This window comes from Telluria aromaticivorans (assembly GCF_013003915.1).
GTDB classification, from domain to species: Bacteria; Pseudomonadota; Gammaproteobacteria; order Burkholderiales; family Burkholderiaceae_D; genus Telluria; species Telluria aromaticivorans.
The window spans coordinates 1,058,424-1,080,071 of the sequence record NZ_JABAIV010000001.1 but is presented as its reverse complement, the minus strand read 5'-3'; the positions used below and the strand labels follow the sequence as shown (position 1 = coordinate 1,080,071).

At 64.7% G+C, this 21,648-nt stretch carries 20 protein-coding genes; 11 read left to right on the top strand and 9 right to left on the bottom strand.

Going from position 1 to position 21,648, the window contains the following annotated elements:
- Positions 1-158: 158 nt before the first annotated feature.
- The 3 genes from HGB41_RS04995 to HGB41_RS04985 form a co-directional block, all read right to left on the bottom strand.
- Positions 159-722, bottom strand: coding sequence for a D-glycero-alpha-D-manno-heptose-1,7-bisphosphate 7-phosphatase (locus HGB41_RS04995; RefSeq protein ID WP_171081630.1), 564 nt, complete (start codon positions 720-722; stop codon positions 159-161).
- A gap of 139 nt (positions 723-861) precedes the next feature.
- Positions 862-2,217: a glycosyltransferase gene (locus HGB41_RS04990; RefSeq protein ID WP_229422723.1), complete on the bottom strand. Its 1,356-nt coding sequence runs from the start codon at positions 2,215-2,217 to the stop codon at positions 862-864.
- 24 nt (positions 2,218-2,241) lie between these two features.
- Positions 2,242-3,240 carry a glycosyltransferase family 2 protein gene (locus tag HGB41_RS04985; RefSeq protein ID WP_171081628.1) on the bottom strand — a complete coding sequence of 333 codons (999 nt, stop codon included), beginning with the start codon at positions 3,238-3,240 and terminating at the stop codon, positions 2,242-2,244.
- 241 nt (positions 3,241-3,481) lie between these two features.
- On the opposite strand from HGB41_RS04985, the gene HGB41_RS04980 reads away from it, so the two are divergent.
- The gene (locus HGB41_RS04980; protein ID WP_171081626.1) at positions 3,482-4,912 is read left to right on the top strand and encodes an aldehyde dehydrogenase family protein; all 1,431 of its coding nucleotides are present in this window, start codon (positions 3,482-3,484) and stop codon (positions 4,910-4,912) included.
- A 316-nt stretch (positions 4,913-5,228) separates the two neighbouring features.
- Here HGB41_RS04980 and HGB41_RS04975 read toward each other — a convergent pair whose 3' ends face one another.
- Positions 5,229-6,224: a hypothetical protein gene (locus HGB41_RS04975; RefSeq protein WP_171081625.1), complete on the bottom strand. Its 996-nt coding sequence runs from the start codon at positions 6,222-6,224 to the stop codon at positions 5,229-5,231.
- Between the two features lie 341 nt (positions 6,225-6,565).
- Between HGB41_RS04975 and HGB41_RS04970 the strand changes: the two genes are divergently transcribed.
- The 6 genes from HGB41_RS04970 to HGB41_RS04945 all read left to right on the top strand — a co-directional run bounded on the left by HGB41_RS04970 (position 6,566) and on the right by HGB41_RS04945 (position 12,873).
- On the top strand, positions 6,566-6,886 hold the full coding sequence (locus HGB41_RS04970; RefSeq protein WP_171081623.1) for a KGG domain-containing protein: 321 nt from the start codon (positions 6,566-6,568) through the stop codon (positions 6,884-6,886).
- 204 nt (positions 6,887-7,090) lie between these two features.
- Complete coding sequence (locus tag HGB41_RS04965) at positions 7,091-7,456, top strand: hypothetical protein (protein ID WP_171081622.1); 366 nt, start codon at positions 7,091-7,093, stop codon at positions 7,454-7,456.
- 91 nt (positions 7,457-7,547) lie between these two features.
- Positions 7,548-8,669, top strand: a complete 1,122-nt coding sequence (locus HGB41_RS04960) for a M14 family metallopeptidase (protein ID WP_171081620.1) — start codon at positions 7,548-7,550, stop codon at positions 8,667-8,669.
- 13 nt (positions 8,670-8,682) lie between these two features.
- On the top strand, positions 8,683-9,156 hold the full coding sequence (locus tag HGB41_RS04955; RefSeq protein WP_171081618.1) for a CYTH domain-containing protein: 474 nt from the start codon (positions 8,683-8,685) through the stop codon (positions 9,154-9,156).
- A complete protein-coding gene (locus HGB41_RS04950; RefSeq protein ID WP_171081616.1) occupies positions 9,153-10,298 on the top strand; it encodes a serine hydrolase domain-containing protein in 1,146 nt (381 codons plus the stop codon). The genes HGB41_RS04955 and HGB41_RS04950 overlap by 4 nt, the downstream gene beginning before the upstream one ends.
- Before the next feature lie 310 nt (positions 10,299-10,608).
- The gene (locus HGB41_RS04945) at positions 10,609-12,873 is read left to right on the top strand and encodes a catecholate siderophore receptor Fiu (RefSeq protein WP_171081613.1); all 2,265 of its coding nucleotides are present in this window, start codon (positions 10,609-10,611) and stop codon (positions 12,871-12,873) included.
- A gap of 66 nt (positions 12,874-12,939) precedes the next feature.
- Here HGB41_RS04945 and HGB41_RS04940 read toward each other — a convergent pair whose 3' ends face one another.
- Entirely contained in the window at positions 12,940-13,659 is a 720-nt protein-coding gene (locus HGB41_RS04940) for a carboxylesterase family protein (protein ID WP_171081611.1), read from the bottom strand.
- A gap of 267 nt (positions 13,660-13,926) precedes the next feature.
- Positions 13,927-15,180: a DUF2863 family protein gene (locus HGB41_RS04935; protein WP_171081609.1), complete on the bottom strand. Its 1,254-nt coding sequence runs from the start codon at positions 15,178-15,180 to the stop codon at positions 13,927-13,929.
- 237 nt (positions 15,181-15,417) lie between these two features.
- Between HGB41_RS04935 and HGB41_RS04930 the strand changes: the two genes are divergently transcribed.
- From HGB41_RS04930 to HGB41_RS04920, 3 genes are all read left to right on the top strand, one after another.
- Positions 15,418-17,748, top strand: a complete 2,331-nt coding sequence (locus HGB41_RS04930; protein WP_171081607.1) for a TonB-dependent receptor — start codon at positions 15,418-15,420, stop codon at positions 17,746-17,748.
- 88 nt (positions 17,749-17,836) lie between these two features.
- The gene (locus HGB41_RS04925) at positions 17,837-18,520 is read left to right on the top strand and encodes a Fe2+-dependent dioxygenase (protein WP_171081604.1); all 684 of its coding nucleotides are present in this window, start codon (positions 17,837-17,839) and stop codon (positions 18,518-18,520) included.
- Complete coding sequence (locus HGB41_RS04920) at positions 18,517-19,038, top strand: GNAT family N-acetyltransferase (protein WP_171081602.1); 522 nt, start codon at positions 18,517-18,519, stop codon at positions 19,036-19,038. Before HGB41_RS04925 ends, HGB41_RS04920 begins: the two co-directional genes overlap by 4 nt.
- Positions 19,039-19,108: 70 nt before the next feature.
- Here the strand turns inward: HGB41_RS04920 and HGB41_RS04915 are convergent, their stop codons facing one another.
- The 3 genes from HGB41_RS04915 to HGB41_RS04905 form a co-directional block, all read right to left on the bottom strand.
- Positions 19,109-19,258, bottom strand: a complete 150-nt coding sequence (locus HGB41_RS04915) for a lmo0937 family membrane protein (protein ID WP_171081996.1) — start codon at positions 19,256-19,258, stop codon at positions 19,109-19,111.
- Positions 19,259-19,416: 158 nt separating this feature from the next.
- Complete coding sequence (locus HGB41_RS04910) at positions 19,417-20,709, bottom strand: PQQ-dependent sugar dehydrogenase (protein ID WP_171081600.1); 1,293 nt, start codon at positions 20,707-20,709, stop codon at positions 19,417-19,419.
- A complete protein-coding gene (locus tag HGB41_RS04905) occupies positions 20,706-21,137 on the bottom strand; it encodes a DUF2231 domain-containing protein (RefSeq protein ID WP_171081598.1) in 432 nt (143 codons plus the stop codon). Before HGB41_RS04905 ends, HGB41_RS04910 begins: the two co-directional genes overlap by 4 nt.
- Before the next feature lie 182 nt (positions 21,138-21,319).
- Here HGB41_RS04905 and HGB41_RS04900 point away from each other — a divergent pair, with 182 nt between their 5' ends.
- On the top strand, positions 21,320-21,613 hold the full coding sequence (locus HGB41_RS04900; RefSeq protein ID WP_171081596.1) for a hypothetical protein: 294 nt from the start codon (positions 21,320-21,322) through the stop codon (positions 21,611-21,613).
- Positions 21,614-21,648: the final 35 nt, after the last annotated feature.

Genomic DNA, 21,648 nt, shown 5'->3' with positions numbered 1-21,648 from the left:
GCAAGTTGGCGATGGTCAACGCTCGTCCGTGAGCAAATCAAGGTCGCGAGTGCCGGGGTGCGTACTCGGCGTACACGCGTTATCAGTGCTAAGCCGGCCCCATGGGTTCAAGGGCTGTGCTGTGCCGGGACTGCCCCAGGCAACCAGGGAAGCGACGCTCATCGTGCCGCTTCGTGGCTGGCAATCAGCACCGCCGCCGCATACAGATCCGGCGCCATGCGCGTCGGCACGCGGCGTGGCCCCAACCGCCATTCAGTTTCGTTGCCATTGTCGATCAGCAGCGTCCGGCATCCCGCCCGGTTGCCCGCTTCCACATCGTGCAGGATGTCGCCGACCATCCACGACGAGCGCAGGTCGATGCCGTGCTCGTTCGCCGCTTTCAGCAGCATGCCGGGCGAGGGTTTACGGCAGGCGCAGACCATGGCGTAGCCGCCGACCGTGCCCAGAGGATGATGCGGGCAGTAGTAAAAGCCGTCCATGGTCAGGTTTTCGCGGAACAGCAGGTCGGCCAGCCGGTCGGCGACCGGTCCCATCGCGTCCTCGCCAAAGCAGCCGTGCGCAATGCCGGACTGGTTGGTGACGACGAAGAAGCGGTAGTCGAGCCTTGCCAGCAAGCGCAGCGCGGGGCCGGCGCCGCTCACCAGCCGGATGCGGCGCGGTTCGATATTGAAGGGCAGGTCGTCCACCAGGGTGCCGTCCTGGTCGAAGAAGATCGCCTTCATGCGGGGACCGGGCGTGGTGACGGGCCTCGCGGCGAAGCGTTCATGCGTTTAACGCCCGGATGGCTCGCCGAACCGGTGGCAAGGAGCGGCTTGCCCGGCGGCGCGAAGGGAATGCGTGTTGTCATGCTCGTGGGGTTCCTCAGGTTGAAAGAAGGGCAGGGCTGGTGGCCAGCCGGGTTTCGTCCAGCACGTCGGCATAGATGGCAAGCAGTTGGCTGGCGACGTGGTGCCAGGTGTAGTGCTCGCAGGCGCGGCGCCGGCCTGCCTCACCCATGGCGCGCGCCAGGTCCGGGCAGCGGTGCAGGCGCGCCAGCCGGTCGGCCAGCGCCTCCGGGTCGCGCGAGGGAATCAGGAAGCCGGTCACACCATCGTTGACCGTGCTCTTGATGCCGCCGACTTCCGAGCCGATGACGGGGCGTGCGCAGGCCATCGCTTCTACCGGGGTGATGCCGAAGGGTTCGTACCAGGGCGTACTGGCGAATATGTTGGCAGCGCTGTAGTAGTCGCGCAGCTGGTTGCGCGCTTTCTGGCCGGTGAAGCGCACCTGCGCCGCCACGCCGAGGTCCGCTGCGAGGCTGCGCAGCCGTGCCAGCTCCGGGCCATCGTTCCCGGCGGCACTGTTCGCACGGCCGCCTGTATTGCCGCCCGCATCGCCACCCATGCCGCCGCCCACTACGAGCAACTGAGCATCGACACCATGCCGGTTCCGCAGCATGGCCACGCCCAGGATCACGGTGTCGACGCCCTTGCGCGGCACGATGCGCCCGAGCTGGAGCACGATGAAACGGCCGGGGTCAAGGCCAAGGCGGGCACGTGCCTCAAGCATCGGCACCGGCCACAATTCGCCTTGCGAAAAACCGCAGGGCGCGACCTCGATGCGCGAAGCAGGGGCGCCGTACAGCCGCTCCATGTCGGCGCGGTCTTGCGGGGACTCGGCAATGATGCGGTCGGCTACCCGCATGAGCGCGCTTTCGATGCGGATGCGCGCGATGGCGAAGGAATCAGCCACCGCCTCGGCACGTTGGTGCGCCCGTCCCAGCGCGTGGAAGGTGAGGACGAAGGGCAGACCCAGCGCTTCCTTGAGGTGCTGGGCGACCATGCCCGCCATGAAGAAGTTCGCGTGCACGATGTCGTAGTGGCCGGCTTGGCGCCGCACGAAGCGGGTGACGAAGCGCGAGAACGCATCGATGTGGGCCAGCATCAGCTCCGTGGGGACATAGCCCGGCGGGCCCGCCGGAACGTAGATGATGCGAAGCTTGTCGCTAAGCTGCGCCAGCTGCGGCTGTGCGGGAGCGTCGCGGCGTGCAAAGATATCCACCGTGTGACCTGCACGGGCCAGCTCATGGGCGAGCTGGCCGACGTAGGCGTTTTGCCCGCTACAGACGATGTTGCCCGGGGTAGTAGCAGGCGCGGCGCAGTCGCTGATGAGGGCGATGCGCAGGCGCCGCCCTGCGTCGCGCGCCGAGTGGACCGCCTGTACATCGTTGAGTCTCATGCTCGCTCCCTGGGCATGGCGGCCTCACGCGAACCGGACGCGGTAGCGCACCGCGCCGGCAAGGCGCCAGAACACCGACAGCGGTGGCAGCAGGGCCGAGGTGACGATCATCTCGGCCACGTGGGATGGCGTGTGCGGCGCGCCGCGCAGGCTGTGCGCGCAGCGCCGGGCGGTCAGCAGCAGCCAGGCGCCGAAGGACAGCGCCGCCATGACTGCCAGGCCGAGCAGCGCGCTGGCCAGGGCGAGCAGCAGCACGCCGGCCACCACGTAATTGTCCCAGGCCGGCCGCGGCTCGACTTTCTGGCGATACAGAGCAGGATGCTTCTTGTACAGCAGGGCGTCGAACTCCGCATGGCGCACCTGCATCAGGCTGGCGCCCCATGGCGCCGGCCCCAGGGGGTACAGGACCAGTGCCGCCGGCGCCTGCCCGATGGCGATGCCGTGTTCGAGCAGGCGGAAGTACATGTCGGCATCGGTGCCGCGCGGGACGTTGAAGCGCTCGTCGAAGCCGCCGAGGCGCTCGAGCACGGGCTTGCGGAAGAAGCAGCTGGCGCTGGTGAAGTCGGCCGCTTCGTGCTCGAGTATGCTGCGCTGCCCGTCGCTGGGACGGGGCGGCACCAGCGCCTGGGTGCGACCGCAGACGACTTCGGTGTTGTCGTGGAAGGCGGCCACACCCGCGGCCAGCCAGCCGGGCTCGGGCACGGCTTCGTCGCTGGTGAAAGCCACGATGGGCGCACGGGCGGTGCGCCAGCCGCGGTTGCGCGCGGCCGCCGGGCCGTTGGGGCCGGGATTGGCGATGTAGGTCAGGCGCGGCCCGCGGTCGAGCGTGCGGGTGCGCCAGCCGGCGACAAGGTGCAGGGTGTTGTGGTTGGGCTCGTCGTCGACGACGATGATTTCGTAGCTGTGAGGGTTGACCTGCTGGCGCACCAGGGCATCCAGGCAGCGGTCGAGCAGGTCCATGCGGCCACTGGCAGGCACCACCACCGAGACCGTGATTGTTGCTTCATCCGTCATTGCAGGCATGTTTCGTCTCCGCTTCCGCAGGCGGCCTCCTCCGTCGCGATGTGCGGACGACAGGGCCTGTTGCCTGGGGTTGGAGTGGGCGGGTACAGCCGGGTTCCCTTGGTTCGCTCCGGCTTGGAGGTGGATCAAGATCCGGTGCGCTTGGGGCGCGAAAACCAGCTTGCCGGCGAACCCATGCAGGCAGCGGTTTGCTACACTGGCGGCTTGTGATCTCCGTGATAACAGGAATAACAGGACCGACATGAAACAACTGTATATCGCTGGCCGCTGGCTCGATGGCACCGCCACCACGACCACGCGCAGCCCGTCCGACCGCAATGACGTGGTCGGCGAATACGCCAGTGCCGGCGCCGAAGAGGCGGCGCTGGCCGTCGCCGCGGCGCATGCGGCAGCGCCCGGCTGGGCCTTGTCCGGCGTGCAAATGCGTGCCGACGCACTCGACGCGATCGGCAGCGAGCTGCTGGCGCGCAAGAGCGAGCTGGGTACGCTGCTGGCGCGGGAAGAAGGCAAGACGCTGCCGGAAGCCATCGGCGAGGTCGCGCGCGCCGGCGCGATCTTCAAGTTCTATGCGCAGGAGGCGCTGCGCGTGCGCGGCGACCGGCTGGCCTCGGTGCGTCCCGGCGTCGATGTCGACGTCACGCGCGAGCCGGTCGGCGTGGTCGGCATCATCGCGCCGTGGAATTTCCCGATTGCCATCCCGGCCTGGAAGATCGCGCCGGCACTCGCCTACGGCAATACGGTCGTGTTCAAGCCGGCCGAGATCGTGCCCGGCAGTGCCTGGGCGCTGGCCGAGATCATCAGCCGCGCCGGCCTGCCACCGGGCGTGTTCAACCTGGCGATGGGGCCGGGCAGGGTGGTCGGCGAAGCCATGCTGAACGATGCGCGCGTGCATGCCATCAGTTTCACCGGCTCGACCTCCACCGGCGAGCGCGTCATGCTGGCCTGCGCGCGGCGCCGGGCCCGCGTCCAGCTCGAGATGGGCGGCAAGAATCCACTGGTGGTGCTGGCCGATGCCGACCTCGACGTTGCCGTCAACGCGGCGATCCAGGGATCGTTCTTCTCGACCGGGCAGCGCTGCACCGCCTCGTCGCGCCTGATCGTCGACGAAGCCATCTATGGCCGCTTCGTCGATGCGATGGCCGGGCGCATGGCCGCGCTGAAGGTCGGGAACGCGCTGGAGCAGGGGATCGATATCGGTCCGGTGGTCGACGCCTCACAGCTGGAGCAGGACTTGTCGTACATCGGGATCGCGAAGCAAGAGGGCGCGCGCCTGGTCTGCGGCGGCGAACGCCTGCAGCGCGACACCGAGGGCTATTTCCTGAGCCCGGCGCTGTTCGCGGATTGCGCGCCTGGCATGCGGCATGCGCGCGAAGAAATCTTCGGCCCGGTGGCTTCGGTGATTCCCGCCAAGGGCTACGAGCACGCGCTGGCGCTGGCCAACGATACCGAGTTCGGCCTGACTGCCGGTATCTGCACCACCTCGCTCAAGCACGCCACCCACTTCAAGCGCCATGCCAAAGCGGGGATGGTGATGGTCAACCTGCCGACCGCGGGCGTGGATTACCACGTGCCGTTTGGCGGCACCAAGGCCTCGAGCTATGGCCCGCGCGAGCAGGGGAGTAATGCGGTGGAGTTCTTTGCGACGGTGAAGACGAGTTATACGTCTGCATAGAGGCAGGCGCCACTGGCCAAGGGAGTGGCGCGGTTCGCATGTCGAACACCGTAGGGTGGGCAGGTTTACCTGCCCACGCGTTCAACCAGTGTGTGCTCCATGGAGTGGCAAGCAAGAGCAACGCAGTTCTTGATGCTTTGCCGCTGTCAAACAACGCAAATTTCGCCAGTCGGTTGAGGTATGAGCTGCGAAAGCAGGCACGAAAACAGCATTTCAACTACTCGCGCACTAGTTGAACGCGTGGGCAGGAAACCTGCCCACCCTACGATGAGCCTTGATGCAGACCCATCGACTACGCGAGACCCGTACAGCTCCATCACCCCCGCGAAAACCCCGTATCGTCATCCATCTTGCGATCACCCGCCAGCTGGTTCGCACCTGCCGGGCTCTTCGGCAATCCGCCGCCCAGGTCGTTCGAATCGCGCACCGGATTCTTTTCCGCGTCGACGCTTTGCGCCGGCAGCCAGCCCGGTTCGTCGCTGCGCGGGCCGCTGTTGCCGGGGCTGCGCGGCAGGCCGCCGGCAACGTCGTTCGACTGGTGCACGTCATGGCTGCCGCTATCGCGCGCGCCGGTGCCGGTCTGCAAGCCGCCGCAGTCGGTGCTCTTCTGGGCGTTGCCCTGTTGCGTATCGCCCTGCTGGGTTCCTTGCTGCGCAGTTCCCTGCTGATATGGTGTCGCCATGCCTGTCCCCTCGCCGCCACGCATGGCGCTTTGTTGGTTGGAGTAGAAACCGCCTTGTCCGGCCGCCGCCTGCGCCTGGTAGGTTCCTGCCGATACGCCATGATGGCGCCCGAGCGAGCCGCCTTGCAGTTCGGGCTGTGCCGGGTTTTGCGGGTTCATCGCCTGTGCGGCCTGGCTGTTGCCCTGCTGGGTGACCGAGTGCGCATGCAGGTCGGTGCCGGAATGCTTGTCGCGGCGGCCGACCGGCTGCTCGAGCATGCCCCAGGCGCCGGAGTGCTGCTCCATCTGGCGCTGGTGGCTGTCGGTGATGCCTTGCTGCGGGCCGGTGCCGCCGGTTTGCTGGCTCTGCATCGACCCGCCCGGCAGGTCAGAACGGACCGCGCCCGGCAGGGTGGACTCGTTGTCGGCGCGGCCACCATCTTCGGCGGCTACCTGCTGCTGGCCGACGCGGGACGGATCCTGCCCGGCCAGTTCGTTCTCGCCGCGGATGGCCTGTTGCTGGCTCGCTCCCTGCGGGTAGGTGTGGTCCATCGGGCCATCGGTGGTGTTGCCCTTGGAGCCTGGCGTCCATTTCTCATTTGCGCCATTGTTGGTCTGATTATTGACCTCGCTACGTTGATTCGCGTCCATATCGACTCCTTTACATGTGCGGCGGCGCGCTGGCCCGAGGCCATGGCAAGCGCCGCCTGATAGCCCCATCATGCGCGCGCACGCTCCGTTTCAGTATAGGAAGACGTAGGGGTGCCGTGTAGGACTCTTACTGAAGGGTTTGTTGTCGACTGGAAGTACACTTTCACATGTGCATTTTCTGTCGCGCGATGTCCTACAAAGTCATCTGAAAGTGTCCTATACCCTCATTACTCAGGCGTGCCTAAGATGACCTTCGCCGTCCGCTCATCGGGGAACGTACGCGGGCGGTCAAAGCCTGCCGCAGGAAGCGGCGGTTCAAAGTGAACAGGGAGAAGATGATCATGGCCTCGAGTAACCAAGGTAACAAGCAAGGAAGCAACCAAGGTGGTAACAGCCAGAGCAGCGGCACCCGCAACCGCGGATTCGCATCGATGGATCCGGCCCGCCAGCGTGAGATCGCCAGCCAGGGTGGCAAGGCCGCCCATGCCAAGGGGACCGCACACGAATTCACTTCGGAAGAAGCACGCCGTGCCGGCAGCATGAGCCACGGTAACCGCCAGTCGGCCAGCGCCGGCTCGGGCAGCGCATCGCGCACCAGCGTCTCGGCCAAGTCCGGCCGCCAGGGTTCGCAGGGTGGCAACCGCGGCGGTTCGAAAGAGTGAGCCGGTCCAAGGGCTGCGCCAGGCCGGGGGGCCGGGCAGCAGTCCTATCAAGTTCCATGGGGAGCCGCCAGGCTCCCCGTTTTGTTTCTGATACCACACAATTGAGCGGTGGGATGCGGTAGAATCGCTGCGCCTTTTTCAACCTTTTCAGCAGGAACCATCCTCGTGAAACCAGCGGTAATTCGTCAAGTCAAGAGCATCTCCATGTCGTGCGACCGGGTCGGTAACCTGTTGCTCACCAAGTTCTCCACCAAGGGCGCCAGCGACCTGTGCATCCAGCTGCCGGCCTCGATCGTGTTCTGGCTGCTCAAGCACCTGCCGGTCAACCGCGACCCCGCACTGGCCGCGCCGCCGGCGCCGCCCGCCATTACGCAGCAGGACTGGGACAATCCCACCACCCCGCGCGCCGAGTATGTGATGTGCAAGGAACTGCCGGGTGCGATCCGCATGCACTTCGCGCTCAACAGCAAGGAAGACCTGACGGTGGTGCTGGACCGCAGCAACGTCGAGCTGATGCGCCAGGTCATGGCAATGTACTCGAAAGACCTGATCGACCTCGACGCGCAATGACCCAATGCTAAGGGAGCCTGCGCGGGCAGCATCCGCCGGCGCCCGGTCCGGTAGGATGCGATTCGTTTGAACCGACAATGAAGGATTCACCATGCCCATCAAAATCAGCCAGACCTTCGATTCCGGCGCCATCGAGGTGCTCAGCGCCGACAACGCCAAGGCGATCGACCTGAATCTGCGCAAGGATTCCCACGCCGACATCCACCAGTGGTTCCATTTCCGCCTGCAGGGCGCGCGTGGCCAGGCCTGCACGATCCGTTTCCTGAATGCCGGGCAGGCCACTTATCCGAAGGGCTTCGAGGATTACCAGGTCGCCGCCAGCTACGACACCGAAAACTGGTTCCGGGTGCCGACCAGCTTCGACGGGCAGGTCATGACGGTGAACCACACGCCTGAACTCGACAGCATCTACTACGCCTATTTCGAGCCCTACACCTGGGAGCGCCACCTGCGCCTGCTGGGCGAAGTGGCGGAAAACCCGATCGCGCGCGTGCACGACATCGGGACCACGATCGACGGCCGCGACATGAACCTGGTCGTGATCGGCAACCCGCAAGCGGAAAAGAAGATCTGGGTGATCGCGCGCCAGCACCCTGGCGAAACGATGGCCGAGTGGTACGTCGAGGGCATGATGGACGCACTGCTCGACAGCGCCAACCCGGTCTCGCGCAAGCTCCTGCAGCGCGCCGTGTTCTACATCGTGCCGAACATGAACCCGGACGGCTCGGTGCGCGGCAACCTGCGCACCAATGCGGCCGGCGCCAACCTGAACCGCGAGTGGATGACGCCTTCGCTCGAGCGCAGCCCGGAAGTGCTGTGCGTGAAGAACAAGATCATTGAAACCGGCGTCGACATGTTCTTCGACATCCACGGCGACGAAGCCCTGCCCTACAACTTCGTGGCCGGCAATGAGATGCTGGCTGACTTCACGCCGGAGCGCCAGGCGCGCCAGACCGCTTTTGTTGCGCAATACATGGCGTCCAGCCCGGACTTCCAGAACGTGTATGGCTACGCAGCCAGCAAGTACAACGAAGAGCTGCTGACCCTGGCCTCGAAATACATCGGCCACACCTTCAAATGCCTGTCCCTGACCCTGGAAATGCCGTTCAAGGACAATGCCGACCTGCCGGACCCGCACACCGGCTGGAATGGCGCGCGCAGCGCGGCGCTCGGCGCGGCGATCCTGCAGCCGATCCTGCAGTCGCTGGATTGATGAGGAACTGAAAGTGGGCGTCGAGATCGAGCGCAAGTTCCTGGTTGAAGGCAGCGCCTGGCGCACGCTCGGCGAGGCGACCCTGCTGCGCCAGGGCTACCTGAACGCCGACCCGGCGCGCACGGTGCGCGTGCGCATCGAAGGCGCCGAAGGCATCCTCACCATCAAGAGCAAGAACGTCGGCGCCAGCAGGGGAGAGTGGGAATATCCCATTCCGTTGCTGGACGCCGAAGAACTGCTGGACACCCTGTGCGAGCGTCCGCTCGTGGAAAAATACCGGCGCCGCATTGCGCACGCCGGCTTCACCTGGGAAGTCGATGAATTCCTGGGCGAGAACGCCGGCCTCATCGTGGCCGAAATCGAGCTGCCGTCGGAAGACACCGCTTTTGACAAGCCCGACTGGATTGGCCAGGAAGTCACCGGCGAGAAGCGCTACTACAACTCCAGCCTGATCCGTTTCCCTTACGCCCAGTGGACTACTCCATGACCCTCCTTTCGCGCCGCAGCCTGCTGGCGCTTTCCCTTGCCGCGCTGTTGCCGGCCGCCGCCCATGCCGCCACACCGGCAAGCTATTTCCCGCCGCAAGGCGAATGGGCCCGCAAATCGCCCGCCGAACTCGGCATGGACCCGGCGGCGCTGGCCGCTGCCGTGCAGTTCGCGCAGTCGCGCGAAACCACCCGCGCCGTCGATTTCTCGGACCAGGAAGCGACTTTCGGTGCCCGCCTCGGTTCGATGCCGACCCGGCGCGCGCGCACCAATGGACTGGTGATTTATAAAGGCTATGTGGTGGCGGAGTTCGGCGACACGCAGTTTGTCGACCCAACCTATTCGGTGGCCAAGAGCATGCTGGCCACGGTTGCCGGCGTGGCCGTCCGCGATGGCCGGATCAAGGTTGACGAGCCGGTGGCCAAGCGCGTCAACGACGGCGGCTACGCGTCGGCGCAGAACGCCCTGGTCACCTGGAAGCAGCACCTGCAGCAGGAATCCGAGTGGGAAGGCAGCCTGTTCGGCAAGAATGCCGACTTCATCGGCAAGGCTGCCTTCGGTTCGGGCGAGCGCAAACCGCGCGCGCTGGGCCAGCCGGGCAGCTTCTACGAATACAACGACGTGCGCGTCAACCGTTTTGCGCTGTCGCTGCTGCGCGTGCTCGGCCAGCCGGTGCCGGAGATGTTCCAGCAGCAGGTCATGGACCCGATCGGCGCCTCGAACAGCTGGAAGTGGGTTCCCTACCATAACAGCTACGTGGAACTCGATGGCAAGCAGGTGCCGTCGGTCAGTGGCGGGACCCGCTGGGGTGGTGGCATGTGGATCAATTCCTGGGACATGGCGCGCTTCGGCTACCTGTGGCTGCGCGGCGGGACCTGGAACGGCAGGCAGGTGCTGCAGCCGGACTATGTGAAGGCCGCCTTGAGCCCGAGCGCACATGGCCCGGACTACGGCTATCTCTGGTGGCTCAATACCAAGGGCAAGAACTTGCCCGGGCTGCCAGCCAATGCCTATGCAGCGCAGGGTGCCGGCAGCAATACCATCGTCGTCTCGCCCGATCATGATCTCGTGATCGTCTGGCGCTGGCATGCCGGCAACGTCGCCGACTTCGCCACCAAGGTCATCGGCAGTATTCGCCGCTGACCCGGTACAACGGCCCGCAGCGCGGGCCGTCTTCATATGGCAACAGGATCGTTTCCAGCTGAAAAGCCGCACGGGCAGCAGTACCGTGATTTGAACGCGTGGGCAGAAACCTGCCCACCCTACGATTCACGAGTACGACAGCAGGGATAGGTGTCGTTCGCCCATCTTCTCCAGTCTCGGCGCAATGTCAAAAGTAAACGCGAATAAGAATGATTCTTGTTTACATATCAGAACGATTTCTTTACAATAATTTTCATTGATGACCCGTCCCCTCCTGGGAATCCACTTTGAACGTAAGGAAGCCTTTCGTATGAAAACAATAAAAAGCCGCAAACACATTCACTCGCCGGTAATGGGCACTGTCCTGGCGGCAGTCCTGCTGCCGATGGCGGCGCATGCAAGCGAGATGGACAATGCGGCCATGGAGAACATTGCCCCGGCCTCGACGGTTGAAGTCGTGGGCAAGGCCGATAACGGCTTCCGCGCCGAGCACGCTTCGTCGCCGAAATACACCGAGAAGCTGGTGGACACCGCCCAGTCGGTGCAGGTCATCAAGAAAGAGCTGTTCGAGCAGCAGGGCGCGCTGACCCTGACCGACGCACTGCGCAACACCCCGGGCGTCGGCGCATTCTTCCTTGGCGAAAACGGCAACACGAATACCGGCGACGCGATCTTCATGCGCGGCTTCGATACCTCGGGCAGCATCTTCGTCGACGGCGTGCGCGACGTCGGCTCGGTCTCGCGCGATGTCTTCAACCTGGAGCAGATCGACGTGGTCAAGGGGCCGGCCGGCACCGACAATGGCCGCGGTTCGCCGACCGGCTCGGTCAACCTGGTGAGCAAGAAAGCGCACATGGCACGCGCAGCAAGCGCTTCGCTGACCGGCGGTAGCGCATCGCAAAAGCGTGCCACGGCCGACCTGAACACGGTGCTCAATGCCGAGCGCGGCATCGCCCTGCGCCTGAACCTGCTGGCCCAGGATTCCGACAACCCGGCGCGCGACGTGGTGCGCAACAAGCGCTGGGCAGTAGCGCCCAGCCTCGGGTTCGGCCTGAACGGCGCGACCCGCATGCACCTCGATTTCCTGCACGTGGACCAGGACAATATCCCGGATGGCGGCGTCTCGACGGTGGGCCTGCCGGGCTACACCAGCCCTGACCCGACCCGTCCGTTCATCGCCAATGCGGCGCCGGTCGACCCGAAGAATTTCTACGGCTCGAACAGCGACTACGACAAGGTCAAGGCCGACATGGCGACCGTGCGCGTCGAGCATGAGTTCTCGCCGACCCTGCGCCTGCAGAACGTCAGCCGCTACGGAAAAACCAAGCAGGACTACCTGCTCACCGCTTGGCTGGCCAGCGCCGCCAATTTCAAGACGCCAGTGCAGACCGACCCGTCCACCTGGACCGTGGCGCGCAGCACCCGCACGGTGAAGGACCAGGAAAACAAAATCCTGACCAACCAGACCACGCTGACCTCGCAATTCAACACCGGCGCGGTCGCCCACACGCTGGTGACGGGCCTGGAATTCACCAACGAAAACCAGGTGACCTACGGTTATGTTCCGGCCAGCCTGGGCAGCATGCCGGCGGCCAACCTGTACCGCCCGAACCCGCTGGATCCTGTCACCGGCTTCAACCCGACCCGCACCGGCGCCTATAACGAAGGCGAGATCAGCACCCAGAGCCTGTACGCCTTCGACACCGTCAAGTTCGGCGAGCGCTGGATCTTCAATGGCGGCGTGCGCCTCGACCACTACAGCGGCGACTACAGCGTGGTGGCGCTGACCAACAACGTGCTGGTCCCGACCCGCTTCTCGGTAGGCGACACCCTGGTCAACGGCAAGGCTTCGCTGCTGTACAAGCCGACCACCAACAGCAGCGTGTATGCGATGGTGGCCAGTTCGAAACTGCCGCCGGGCTCCAGCTTCACGGTGTCGGGCAATCTCAATAGTGCCCAGAACCCGATCTACGATCCGCAGAAAACCCTGACCACCGAACTGGGCGGCAAGCTGGACCTGCTGCGCCAGAAGCTGTCGCTGTCGGGCGCACTGTTCCGCACCGAAGTGAAGAACGAGGTCGAGCAGGATCCGGTCGACCTGAAGTACTACCAGACCGGCAAGAAGCGCGTGCAGGGTGTTGAACTGGGCGCCACCGGCGAACTGGCGCCGAACTGGCTGGTGAGCGCAGGCTATTTGTACATGGACACCAGCGTCGAAGCGGGCCGTTCGATCACCGCGGCGGGCGAGAACGTGCTGACCTATACGCCGAAGAGCTCGTTCACCGCCTGGACCTCCTATGACCTGGGCAACGGCTTCAAGCTCGGCGGCGGCGCCCGCTTCAGCGACAAGCTGATGCGCGGCACCGATGGCGCGATCGGCACCCCGGCCTATGCCGATTCATACTGGGTCTTCGATGCCATGGCCTCGTACCGCGTCAGCCCGAACCTGGACCTGCGCCTGAACGTGTACAACCTGGGCGACGAGCGCTACGTGGCAGCCATCAACAAGAGTGGCTACCGCTACACCCCGGGGGCACCGCGTTCCGCCAGCCTGACGGCCAACTTCCGGTTCTAAACCGGTTTCACCAGTCCGGTCGCCACGGCCGGACTGCAGTCCCACAGCGCCGGCATGCGTGTTAACTCACTGCCGGCGCTGCTGCGCGAACCAGTCGAACAATCCCGCTTCGCCATAGGCATGGACCCAGGCCTCGATATGGCCTGCCTCCGGCAGCACCGTGTATTTCACCTTGCCGCCCTGGGCCCTCAAGGCATCGACCATGCGCGCGGATTCCGCTTCGGGCACCGCTTCGTCCTTGAGGCCGTGAAAGGCCCATACCGGCACGTCCTTCAACCGTCCCGCCATGCGCGCGATGCCACCGCCGCAGATCGGCGCGACCGCTGCAAAATAGTCCGGGTGCTTGATCGCCAGGTCCCACGCGCCATAGCCGCCCATGCTGATGCCAGTCAGGTAGACGCGCTTCGGGTCCACGTTATAGCGCTTGAGCACGTCGTCCAGCATCGACTTCAGCAAATACGTATCCCACCACTGGCCTTCGGGGATTTGGGGCGACACGACCATGAAGGGGAAGTCCGGGTCTTTCTCGACGATAGCCGGCGGCCCCCATGCCTTCACCTTGTCCAGGTCGCTGCCCCGCTCGCCGGAGCCGTGCAGGAACACGATCAGCGGCACCTTCTCGCCCTTGGCCGAATACGATTTCGGCAGGAAGGTCAGGTAATTGACTTTCGCCTTGACGCTGGTGCTGCGCGGCTGCTGGGGAGATTTTGACGGCGCAGCTAGGACGACGCCTGCTGCACACAGGGCCAGGCCTGCGAAGGCGAGGCGGAGGAGGGGACGGGGCATTGCGGGCATCTCCGGAGTGAATGGTCGGTTCCTGCACGGCAGGTATCGTTCACTCTAGCATGGCGCGACGCCAGGCTTCGTAGGGTGGGCGGATTCTCCGCCCGCGCGTTCAAATCACGCAGGCGAAGACGCGCCGTGGCAAATCAGATGGACTTTGAACGCGCGGCCGGCAGAGCCGGCCACCCTACGAAAGAATCTTTCACGCAGGCTGCACTGGTGAAAGAATATTTCACGGCAGCCTGAGGCGAGGAGCGAAGCCCCGGGCGATCAATGGAAGTGCTCAGTCCCTGGCGGCGCATCTTCCGGCATTTCGGCATGCACCAGTTCGCCGGTCGGGTCGGCGAACAGCGGCCCGCCGCAGTCGTCGCAGTACTCGGCCGGATAGCGTTCGCTGATCCGCTTGATGTGGGTGATGCCGGCTTCGTTCAGGTGGGCCACGATCTCGTTGATCGGGGTCAGCGGCGCCGGGCCGATGGCGAACGGGCCTTCCATCGGCGTGCCGTTTTCGTCTTCCTGGCCGTACAGCGGCCAGACGATGCCGTACATGACGTCGGTATCCTGGCGGATCGTGAACGATACGCGGTATTCGTCGATCTGGATATCCGGGGCTTCTTCGCCGAAGCCGGCAATCACCGCACGCAGGTCGGAGGCCTCGACATCGAGGGTGTGGGTCAGGTAGTGCACGGCGGCGCGGATCGAGATCGGGCGGATCAATTTATCCGCTTCGCGGCAGGCCACGTAATACGCTTCCGGCAGCAGCAGCTCGACGCCGCAGCCCGGCATGAGGCGTGCGATGTTGGCGGTGCCCTGGGCGCGCCATTGCTCGAGCGCGCGGTTGCGTTCTTCGGCGAAGTGGATGTGGTGCTGCGGCTCCTGCCAGCGGAACATCGGCGCACCCAGGGGCGCGATGACCGCCACCAGCAGGTAGCGGGTGTCGGCCAGGAAGGGCGCGGTTTCCTCGATGCGGGTCGAGGACTTGATCGTACCACCCTTGTGGGCGGCGGCGGCCAGCTTGTGGGTCAGCGCATAGGTTTCGGCGTGGGTGCGCGGCAGCTGGTCGATCGAATACAGCGAGGGCGCCATCGCAAGGCGGGTGCCTTCGGCCAGCAGGTGGCCCGAGAAATGCGCCTGCAGGGTGGCCAGCATATCGGCCGGGATACTGCCCGAAGCGATATTGAAACGGGTCCAGGCGAGTACCGGCGCGGCCACCAGCAGGGCTTGCCAGGTGACTTCCTTGCCGTCCTGCTGCTCCACCATGGTGGCGGATTCGCTGACTGCCTCGACCCCATCCATCAGCACGTCGTACGAGGCGAGATCGTCCTTGAACAGGGCGTTCAGCGCGGCGTCGATGCTGTCCTGGTGGTTGGTCTTGAGCAGTTTCTGCAGTTGCGTATCCAGCTGGCGCTCCCAGGTCCGTTCCTCGACGCGGCTGGCAGCCTGCATGATGGCTTGCGCGACGCTGACGAGACGCTGGCTTTCGGCGGACAGTTTAGGGGCTGAATCTTTGGAAGGACGACGCATGGCGCTGGGGGTTCTCTTTTTGGGAAGGTATGGAGGTTCATGATAAACCCTTGTCCCAGTTATTGTAGTTGATTCAGCCACATGCGATGGCACAAGCTATCCCCATAGAAGGGCAAAGCAGGGACGGGCAGCTCATCGGCGCTTGCAAAAAAACCCAATAGAAAACATAATGCGAATCGTTCTCATTAAAATTCACATTGCTCGCAACCATGCTGGCAATCACGACCCAAAAAGAAAATGACCACGATCACGCAGCAGGCCAGCAGCACCTTCATCAAGAGCAAGAAACACAGCCGTCTTTCGGCGCCATCCCTGTCGGCGCCGGCGTTGGCCGTACTGGCCACCCTGGCGATGCCGCTGGCCTACGCCGAGGATGCTCCCGCACTGGCCGATGAGGCAAGCCTGCCGAAAGTGGTGATCAATGCCGGCGCCGACCGCTCGGTGCAGGGCCCGATCCGCGCGAGCTCGGACAAGTTCACCGCCCCGTTGCTGGATACCCCGAAGTCGATCACCGTGGTCACCTCCGAGACCATCTCGCAGACCGGCGCCGTGTCGCTGACCGACGCCCTGCGCACCGTGCCGGGCATTACCATCGGCGCAGCCGAAGGCGGCAACCCGGTGGGCGACAACCTGTTCATCCGCGGCTACAACGCGCAGACCGACACCTATGTCGACGGCATCCGCGATTCGGGTTCGCAGTCGCGCGAGATCTTCGCGATCGAACAGATCGAAGTGGTCAAGGGCCCGAACTCGGCGCTGGGCGGCCGTTCGTCGGCCGGCGGCGGCATCAATATCGTCACCAAGACCGCCAAGGAATACGATTTCAACAATGCCACCGTGGGCATCGGCACCGACCAGTACCGCCGCGTCACCGGCGACCTCAACCGCGTGCTGGGCAATAACGCCGCCTTCCGCCTGAACGTGATGGCGCACGAAAACAACATCGCCGGCCGCAACGTGGTCGGCGGCGACCGCTGGGGCATCGCCCCGAGCATCACCTTCGGCCTGAACGGCCCGACCCGCGCCACCCTGAGCTATTACCACATGGAGAGCAGCGAGATCCCGGACACCGGCATCCCGTTCAACAACCCGTTCACGACCGGCCCCAATCTCGCCCGCAACGGCGGCGGCACCCCGTACACCGTGGACCGCGAAGCCTTCTATGGCCTGGTCAACCGCGACTTCCGCGACACCGAGACCGATGTCGCCACCGTCGACCTGCGCCACGAGTTCAGCCCCAGCCTGACGCTGCGCAACGTGACCCGCTACGGCAAGAGCGGCCAGGACTACGTCTGGACCCAGCCTGACAGCTCGATTGGCAACGCCGCCCTGTATGGCACCGTTTGGCGCCGCGCCAACACCCGCATCGTCGACACCGAAACCGTCGCCAATTCCACCAGCCTGGGCGGCACCTGGAATACCGCCGGCATCAAGCACAGCTTCAACGTGGGCGTCGAGTTTTCGCGCGAGCAGACCGACCGCGGCACCTATGTCTTCAGCCCGGGCACCAACAACCCGCTGACCGGCAACTCCACCTGCCCGACCAGCGGCGCGCCGACCCTGTACAACTGCACCACCCTGGTCAACCCGAATCCGTATGACCCGTGGGTGACCACGCGCAGCAAGTCGCCAACGCTGACCAGCGTCGACACCACCACCCGCGCCGTGTACGGCTTCGACACCATCGAGTTCAGCCCGCAGTGGCAGCTGAACCTGGGCGCGCGCTGGGACGACTTCCGCACCGAACTGAATACCCCGGCCGTGGGCGCGACCGCCGCCACCCGCGCCCTGGTCGACACCAGCTTCGACACCTACCAGGCCGGCCTGGTGTACAAGCCGAAAGCAAACGGCAGCATCTACCTGTCGTGGGCCACCTCGGCCACGCCGCCGGGCAATGACGGCGGCGACGGCCTGGATGCGCTGACCGTGGCGATCCAGAACCTGCAGCCGCAGGTCAGCCGCAACATCGAGCTGGGCACCAAGTGGGAAGTGCTGCCGGGCGGCCGCCTGTCGCTGAGCGCAGCCGTGTTCAAGAGCGACATGGACAACGCCCGCGTCACCGCGCCGGACGGCACCACGCAGAACGTCGGCCGCAAGGAACTGAAAGGCGTCGAGCTGGGCTTCTCGGGCCGCGTCACGCCTGCCTGGACCGTGTTCGGCGGCTACACCTACCTGGACGGTGTCATCGCCGACAACGGTTTCGTGAACACCGGCAGTACCGCAGCCCCGGTCTGGACCCCGTCTCCGTTCAACGGCAACGCTTTCCCGACCACGCCGAAGCACAGCGCCTCGCTGTGGACGACCTATGCGCTGAACAAGGCCTTCACGATCGGCGGCGGCGCCAACTTCGCGGACCGCCAGTTCGCCAACATTAACAACACCAAGTACGCGCCGGCGTATACCCGCTTCGACGCAATGGCGAGCTACACGTACAGCCCGAACGTGTCGTTCCAGCTGAATATCCAGAACCTGACGGACAAGCTGTACTTCGACCGAGTCTCGTCGCCGCACTATGCGGGCGTGGGCGCGGGCCGTTCGGCGTCGCTCATGGCCAACCTCAAGTTCTGAACCCCCGGGTACCACCCCCGCCGGGCAACCGGATTCGCCCTCCTGATATGATCAGGAGGGCTTTTTTCTTCCAGGATGGAGTCGAATCATGATGCTGCATATCCCGGGCGTGCTGACACCCGAGCAGGTGGCAAGTATCCGCGCGCGCATGGAAGGTTCGCCCGAGTGGGTCGATGGCCGCGAGAGCGTCGGCCCGCAAGGCGCCCAGGTCAAGCGCAACCGCCAGTTGAAGGAAGGCTCGCCCCTTGGCGTGGAGCTGGGACAGCTTGTGAGCGCGGCTCTGATGGCCAACCCGCTGTTCTTTTCGAGCGTGCTGCCGCTGCGCGTGCTGGCGCCATACTTCAATGCCTACGGCGGGGGAGAGCACTACGGCCTGCACGTGGACGGCGCAGTGCGCGCCCAGCGCGGCGGCTTGCCGCCGGTGCGAGCGGATGTATCAACCACGGTGTTCCTGAGCGACCCGGAAGACTATGACGGCGGCGAACTGGTGGTGGTCGATGCCTATGGCACGCATGAGGTGAAGCTGCCGGCCGGGGATGCAATCGTGTACCCGTCCGGAAGCCTGCACCAGGTGCTGCCGGTAACGCGCGGCGAGCGGGTCGCCTCCTTCCTCTGGACCCAGAGCATGGTGCGCGACGATGCGAAGCGCGCGATGCTGTTCGAGCTCGATACAAATATCCAGAAGCTGCGCGCGGCGCATGGCGAGAGCGAAGCGACCGTGGGGATCACCGGGCATTATCACAACCTGCTCCGGATGTGGGCGGAGATGTGATCACTCTCGTCGCACCAGGCCACGGCCACATCGACGCGCTGCTCGCCTTCGAGCAGGACAACCGCGCCTTCTTCGAGGCCACCATCAATGCCCGGCCGGCGGGGTATTACTCCCACGCGGCCATGGGCCTGGCGGTGGCGCAGTCGATGGCGGACGCCATTGCCGACCTGGGCTACCAGTACCTGGTGGTCGACGAGGCAGGGCAGATCGTCGGACGGGTCAATCTGAGCGTCGTGAAGCGCGCGCATTTTCATGGCGCCGTGTTGGGCTACCGGATCGCCCAAGCCGCCTGCGGGAAAGGCCATGCCGGCGAAGCGGTGCGCCAGGTCCTCGACATCGCCTTCGGCAAGCTGCGGCTTCAGCGGATCGAGGCGGACTGCCGTGTCGATAACGAAGCATCTAGGCGCGTCCTGCTGCGCAACGGCTTCGAACAGTTCGGACATTCGCGGCGCAGCTTCGAGCATGGCGGCGTGTGGTATGACCGGCTGCATTTCGAATGCCACGCGCCGGGCGCGTGATCACGCAGCACATAACAAAAAGGCCGGATCCCTCAGGGTTCCGGCCTTTTCACTTGCAAGCTGGTGTTCGTCAGAGCACTTTTCGGCCCGTGAACAGGCGGATCAGGATGATGACCACGGCAACGACCAGCAGGATGTGGATCAGACCACCGGCGGCCACCGAAGTGACCATACCGAGCAGCCAGAGGACGAGAAGAATGATGGCGATGGTATATAACATGTTGTGACCTTCCGCTTTGGGTGGGGGAGCTGCAAACCCTGCTGCTGTTTGCTTTCCCGATGACCCATCATCCTCCCAGTCCAGCGCCTCTTCCGTGCGTTGCCGAACTGAACGCTTGTTTTTATGATAATTTTCGCGCGTGGCTGCGAAACCCGCGATCAAGGGTTCCGGACCACCCGCCACACGGTATTGGCCAGGTCATCCGCCACGATCAGCGCGCCCTTCGGGTCGACCGTCACGCCAACCGGACGGCCGCGGGTCTTGCCTTCGCCGTCACGGAAGCCGGTGACGAAGTCCACGGCCGCTCCGGATGGGCGTCCATCGGCGAAAGGCACGAAGATCACCTTGTAGCCCACCGGGTTGGCGCGGTTCCAGCTGCCGTGCTCGCCGACGAACACGCCGTCGGCATACTTGTCGCCCATTACCGGGGACGAGAAGCTCAGGCCCAGCGCGGCGACGTGCGAGCCCAGGCTGTAATCGGGCTTGATGGCGGCGGCGACCTTTTTCGGGTCTTGCGGCATCACGCGCGCATCGACGTTCTGGCCCCAATAGCTGTAGGGCCAGCCATAGAAACCGCCTTCGCGCACCGAGGTCAGGTAGTCCGGCACCAGGTCCGGTCCCAGCTCGTCGCGCTCATTGACCACGGACCACAGTTGCCCGGTGCCCGGCTGGATTGCCAGGGCCGTCGGGTTGCGCAGGCCGGTGGCATAGGGCTTGTAGGCGCCGGTCTTGACGTCGATTTTCCACACCAGGGCCCGGTCGACCTCGGCTTCCATGCCGCGTTCGGTGATGTTGCTGTTCGAGCCGATGCCGACATAGACGAAGTTGCCGTCCGGGCTGATCGTCATCGCCTTGGTCCAGTGGTGGTTGATCTCGGACGGCAGCTTGGCGATGCTGGTCGGCGCGCCGGTGGCCTTGGTCTGGCCTTCCTGGTAGTCGAAGCTGACCAGCTCGCCCTGGTTGGCAACGTAGATCTTGTTATTCGCAAACGCCAGGCCGTAAGGGGCGTCGAGGTTCTCGGCAAAGACGGTGTTGAGTTCGTATTTGCCGTCGCCGTCGGCATCGCGCAGCAGGGTCAGGCGGTTGCCGCCCTTGACCTTGGTGTTGCCTTGCGCCTTGATGTAACCGGCGATCACGTCCTTTGGCTTGAGTTTGGCGGCCTTGCCGCCGCGGCCTTCGGCCACCAGGATGTCGCCGTTGGGCAGCACCAGGGTCTGGCGCGGAATCTTCAGGTCGGTAGCGATCGCCGAGATGGTGAAGCCGGCCGGGACGGTTGGCTTCTGGCTGCCCCAGGCTTCCGGTTCGGCGATCTTCATGCTCGGCAGGATGCCGCGTTCCGGCGCCGGCAGCTTCGGATCCGGTCCAAGCGCCAGGGTGCTGGCGCCTTCGTTGGAGCAGGCGCCCAGCAGCAGGCTCATGCCGATGACGCTCAAGGTGGCGACGTGTTTCATTCGGCACCTCCCGTGCGCGCGCTGAGGCCGATCCAGGCCGCGGCCAGGATCAGGATCAGGACGATGATCGACATGACCAGGGCTGCGGGCATGATGGCCCAGGCATCCTTGGCATGCTGGAAAGCGGTGAACAGGCCCAGCACGAAGGCGGCCAGCAGAACGACGAAGTAGGTCAGCGGCTGCCCGCCTTTTTGCCGCGCGCGCAGCAGGTTCACCAACGCGAACGCCAGCGCGACGCCGCAAAACACCATGCCGGCGGCGTTCAGCCAGGACGCGAAATTGCTCCACTGGATCTGGTGGGTCTGGTAGTAGGCGATGTCGCTGAGCATGGCGCCCAGGAAGAGGGAAACGCTGCCGCCAAGCAGGATCGCATGGAGCGGACCTGGTGAGCTTCGGTAGGCCGGGGTGGCCGATGCAACAGAGGGCATGAGATTGTCCTTGATAGTAATTGATGGTTTCAATCTTATCGATAATGCAATGAACATGTCGCTTCATTGATTCCACCGCCCGTCAAGGCATCAGGGAATGGGCGAATCCAATTGCAGCGTATGATCGTTCCAGAGGCTGTCAGTCTGGAAGCCAGTTCGATCTATTGCTTAAGGAGAAGACCATGCGCGGATTCACGTTGGCGGCGACGACCGCAATTTGCCTGCTGGGCTGTGCCAGCCCACAGGAACGGGCCCAGCAGCAGCAAGCTGAAATGCAGCAGATGATGGCCGAATACGGACCGGCTTGCACGCAACTGGGCTATGCCATGAATTCGGATCCATGGCGGGAGTGCATTCTTCAGTCGGAAATGAGGAACGGCGGCAGGCGTGGCGGCGTGTCGACCTCGATCTTTGGCGGTTGGGGTAGCGGGGGGCGCGGCTCCGGGATCGGTATCGGCATCGGGATAGGGCGCTAGCAACCCTGGTTAGCGGGCTGCAGGCAGTCCAGGCC